Genomic DNA, 4,585 nt, shown 5'->3' with positions numbered 1-4,585 from the left:
CCGTCAGGGAAACCGATATGCGTCTAATTTGAACGATCGTGCAAAACTTTACCTGTCGTCGGAGAGATGCAAATCTGTCGGCCGGCACCGCCCCCAACATTCAAATGAGATTGGAGACAGCATGACAAATACAACCCTGAGCCGCAGCGTCGTTGGCTTCGCGAAGGCATCCATTTTTGTGGCCGCGATGAGCATGTCGGCCCTGGCCGCCGCCCAGTACCAGAAGGGCCCGGATCCCACCGTAGCCGGCCTCGAGCGCGCAGGCAGCTTCACGGTCCGCACCACCACCGTCTCGAGCCTGGCCGCGGTCGGCTTCGGCAAGGGCACGATCTATTACCCGACCGCTGCAGGCAGCTACGGCGTGATCGCCATCTCCCCGGGCTTCACTGCGTACCAGTCGTCGATCAGCTGGATGGGCACCCGCCTGGCTTCGCACGGCTTCGTGGTGATCACCATCGACACCAACACCACCTCCGACCAGCCCGACAGCCGCGGCAACCAACTCACCGCCGCGCTCAACAAGGTCGTCAGCCTGAGCCGCAGCTCGGGGAACGTGCTCGCCGGCAAGGTCGACGCCACACGCCTGGCCGTGGCCGGCCACTCGATGGGCGGCGGCGGCACGCTGGCTGCTGCGCGCGACAACCCGTCGTACAAGGCCGCGGTGCCACTGGCTCCTTGGCACACCACCAAAAACTGGTCAACGGTTCGTGTCCCCACGCTGATCATCGGCGGCGAGAGCGACACCGTTGCAGGCGACGCATCGCACTCGATCCCGTTCTACACGAGCATCCCCAACACCACGTTGAAGGCCTTCATGGAGCTGAACAACGCGGATCACTTCTTCCCGCAGGCATCGTCGCAGTACCCGCTGGTGGGCAAGTACATGATCTCGTGGTTCAAGCGCTTCGTCGACAGCGACACCCGCTACAGCCCGTTCTTGTGCGGCGCACCGCACCTGACACAGGTCGCGGTCACGTCAAAGATCCAGCAATACCGTTCGAACTGCCCGTACTGATCGGGTAGTGCCTGGCAGCGAACCGTCGGGAGACGGGTCGCTGCCCAGCCGCCGGGCCCATCAGAGTCTGTGCACGCAAATCCAAAATTTCACATTTTTGCGCTCCCGAGGAGTCTGCGGGCCCATCACACGCCCCGCTACACGGGAGCTCGTTTTCACCTGTCAATCAGGACGTTTTCATAGGTTAACTTCGTCGGGATTGCACATGCGATTGCAACTTGGGTGCAAACGTTTCCTTTTGCTCAGTGGGGCATCAGGGAAACCGATATCCGACAAAAGTACGCGCTCGTGCATTATTTGACTGCCACTCACCGAACGCCTGTTCAACGGGTGGTTCGCAGCCCGCGACCAGCGGAACGCGTGTGTTCCAAACCACCCTCAAGACAGGAGACACCATGAGAATCACAGCGCAAAACACGGCACGGGGCGTCGCAAGCTTTGCCAAGGCCTCCCTTTTTGTCGCCGCGTTGGCGGTGTCCGCACTGGCCAACGCGCAGTACCAGAAGGGCCCGGACCCCACCGTATCCGGCCTCGAGCGCACCGGCTCGTTTGCCACCCGTACCGTGACCATCTCGCGCTCCAGCGCCAGCGGTTTTGGCGGCGGAACGGTCTACTACCCCACCGCCTCGGGCAGCTATGGCGCCATCGCCATTTCACCGGGCTTCACCGCCTACCAGTCGTCGATCAGCTGGATGGGCACGCGCCTGGCCTCGCACGGCTTTGTGGTGATCACCATCGACACCAACACCACCTCAGACCAGCCCGACAGCCGCGGCCGCCAGCTCAAGGCAGCACTGGATCGTGTGGTCAGCCTGAGCCGCACCAGCAGCAGCCCGCTGTACAACAAGGTGGACTCGACCCGCCTCGCCGTGGCCGGCCATTCGATGGGCGGCGGCGGCACGCTGTCGGCCGCACGCGACAACCCGTCCTACAAGGCGGCGGTGCCGATCGCTCCGTGGCACACCACCAAGAGCTGGTCGCGCGTGACGGTGCCCACACTGATCATCGGCGGCGAAACCGACACGATCGCCGGGGTGTCAAGCCACTCGATCCCGTTCTACACCAGCCTGCCCAGCTCGACCAAGAAAGCCTATGCCGAGTTGAACGGCGAAGGCCACTTCTTCCCGCAGTCTTCGAGCAACTACCCGATCGTGGGCCGCTACATGATCTCGTGGTTCAAGCGCTTCGTGGACGGCGACAGCCGCTACAGCCCCTTCCTGTGCGGCGCGCAGCACAACGCCGACCTGGGTGGCTTCTTCGGCCCCTTCTCCGACTACCGCGAAAACTGCCCTTACTGATCTACGGGCCGGCGCGTGAGACGTCGGGAGACGCCTCGCGCGCCGCCAGCCAGCGCAGCACGCCTGCACCCGCCACACGCGCGCTGGCCAGGCATGCCGTCAAGAGGTAGCCCCCGGTCGGGGCTTCCCAGTCCAGCATCTCACCCACACAAAACACACCCGGCTGCGCACGCAGCATCAGCGCGTCGTCGAGCGACTCCAGGCGCACGCCACCTGCGCTGCTGATGGCCTCGTCGATCGGCCGCGCCGCGACCAGCCGCAAAGGCAGGGCCTTGATGAAGGCCGCCAGGCGGGCCGGGTCGGCCATGTCGCCGCGCGACACCACTTCGTACAAGAGGCCGGCTTTCACGCCGTGCACACCGAGCCGCGTTTTCAGGTGGGTCGACAAGGAGCGCGGGCCGCGCGGGTGGGCGAGTTCATCGTGCACCCATTCCAGGCTGCGCGCGGGCAAGAGATCGATGTGCAGCGTGGTGCTGCCATGCGCCTCGATCGCGTCGCGCAGGTGGCTTGACGCAGCGTAGACCAGGCTGCCTTCGATGCCGGTTTCAGTGGCGATGAATTCGCCCGTCTGCTCGAAGCGCAGGCCTTCATCACCGGCAAACCTCAGCCCCACCGATTTCAGCGGCTCGCCGGCATAGCGGCTGCGAAAGTGCTCTGTCCAGCCGATGTCGAAGCCGCAGTTCGCCGGCCGCAGCGGCGCCACGTCGACACCGCGCTGTGCGAGCCACGGTGCCCAGGCGCCGTCGGAGCCGAGGCGCGCCCAGCTGGCGCCGCCGAGCGCCAGCAACACCCCATCGGCCTCGACACGCACTTCCCCCTGCGGCGAATCAAACCGCAATGCCATGGCCGAAGCGTCAGCAAAACCCAGACACCGGTGCCGCATGTGAAAGCGCACGCCACTCGCACGCAAGCGCGCCAGCCAGGCACGCAGCAGCGGCGCGGCTTTCATGTCGGTCGGGAACACACGCCCCGACGAGCCGACAAAGGTGCTGACCCCGAGCCCCAGCGCCCACTCGCGCAGCTGCTGCGGGCTGAAGTCGTTCAGCCATGACTCGAGCTGCACACGGCGTTGGCCGTAGCGCGACAAAAACGGTTCCAGCGCCTCGCTGTGGGTGAGGTTCAGGCCACCCTTGCCTGCCAGCAGGAACTTGCGGCCCACCGAGGGCATGCCGTCGTAGAGGTCGACCTGCACACCGCCCGCGGCCAACACCTCGGCGGCCATCAGGCCGGCGGGGCCTCCGCCGACGATGGCAACGCGGGGCAAGAAGGAGGGTGAAGTCATGGTCAATCGGCAAGCGGCGGGCTCGCATTGTCTGCGAGCGGGCTGCCCACCGAGTCAACCGCGCCGATTCAGGTCACGTCGATGGCCTCGTTGCCGAGTGCCTGGGCGGCTGCACCCAGGCCCGCCGCCGTGCGCTCCATCGCCGACGATGCGTCGGTAATGCCGGTGGCCAGGTCGAGCGTCAGGCTCACCGCCACGTCGACCCACTTCACCCAGCCGGGGATGCCGTCTTTCATGGCATCGAGCGCTTTCTCGAAGTGCTCCTGGCGCTTCTCGGCGCGCTCGATCGCTTCGTTGACCTTGATGGTCGACTTGAGCAATGCATCCAGCGCCTGCTCGATCTTCTCGACCTGCAGCGCGATCTTGCCCACCTTGTTGGCAGGCAGCGTCTTTTTGGCCACCGCGAGGGCCTTGTCCTGCTTGGCCTGCTCGTCCATCGCCTCGTAGATGGTTTCAGACAAGGCCTTCGACTTCTTCTCGATCTTGGCGATGTCGATCTTGTGGATCTCGATGTGCGACTGGCAGTTCTTCAGGCTCGGTGTCTCCACACCCAGCACCTTGCTGAACACGTTGAGGCCGATCTCTTTGGCGCCCTGCGCCACCTTGCCGCTTTTCTTGGCTTTGACGTTCTCTTCGTTCATCAGCTTTTTGAGCACCGTGAGCTCGGCCTGGATCAGCTTGCCCGCCTTGTCGGCATCGAGCGCGAGCTTCACGATCTCTTGCCCGATGGCCAGGCCGCCCTTGACGATGCCCACGATGCCCAGCGGCGACAACGCCCCTGCCGTCACCACCGACAGCACCGCACCGCCCGTCACCAGCACCGCCGTGAGGGCGATCTTGCCGCCGCACTTGACGCGGAACTTGAGCAGCTCCTTCTGGCCCTTCTTGTAATCGTTGATCAGCTTCTCGCACAGGTCGGCCATCTCGTCGCTGGCGGCCTGGGCGCCCTTCTCCAACAACGCCTGCACGTCGCGGGTGAAGGCAGCGCCG

The 4,585-nt window shown here is 64.9% G+C and carries 4 protein-coding genes; 2 read left to right on the top strand and 2 right to left on the bottom strand.

Annotation, left to right across the window (positions count from 1 at the left end; all coding sequences use genetic code 11):
* Positions 1 to 121: 121 nt before the first annotated feature.
* Both RMO40_RS04370 and RMO40_RS04365 read left to right on the top strand, forming a co-directional pair.
* A complete protein-coding gene (locus RMO40_RS04370) occupies positions 122 to 1,015 on the top strand; it encodes a poly(ethylene terephthalate) hydrolase family protein (RefSeq protein ID WP_309716827.1) in 894 nt (297 codons plus the stop codon).
* A gap of 395 nt (positions 1,016 to 1,410) precedes the next feature.
* A complete protein-coding gene (locus RMO40_RS04365; RefSeq protein ID WP_309716824.1) occupies positions 1,411 to 2,313 on the top strand; it encodes a poly(ethylene terephthalate) hydrolase family protein in 903 nt (300 codons plus the stop codon).
* A 1-nt stretch (position 2,314) separates the two neighbouring features.
* Here RMO40_RS04365 and RMO40_RS04360 read toward each other — a convergent pair whose 3' ends face one another.
* On the bottom strand, positions 2,315 to 3,595 hold the full coding sequence (locus tag RMO40_RS04360) for a TIGR03862 family flavoprotein (RefSeq protein ID WP_309716821.1): 1,281 nt from the start codon (positions 3,593 to 3,595) through the stop codon (positions 2,315 to 2,317).
* A gap of 68 nt (positions 3,596 to 3,663) precedes the next feature.
* A partial coding sequence (locus RMO40_RS04355) for a hypothetical protein (protein WP_309716817.1) occupies positions 3,664 to 4,585 on the bottom strand: 922 nt, incomplete at its 5' end.

The sequence above is a fragment of the Rhizobacter sp. genome, assembly GCF_031412075.1.
Lineage (GTDB): Bacteria > Pseudomonadota > Gammaproteobacteria > Burkholderiales > Burkholderiaceae_C > Rhizobacter.
This window is presented reverse-complemented; position numbering and strand designations above follow the sequence as displayed.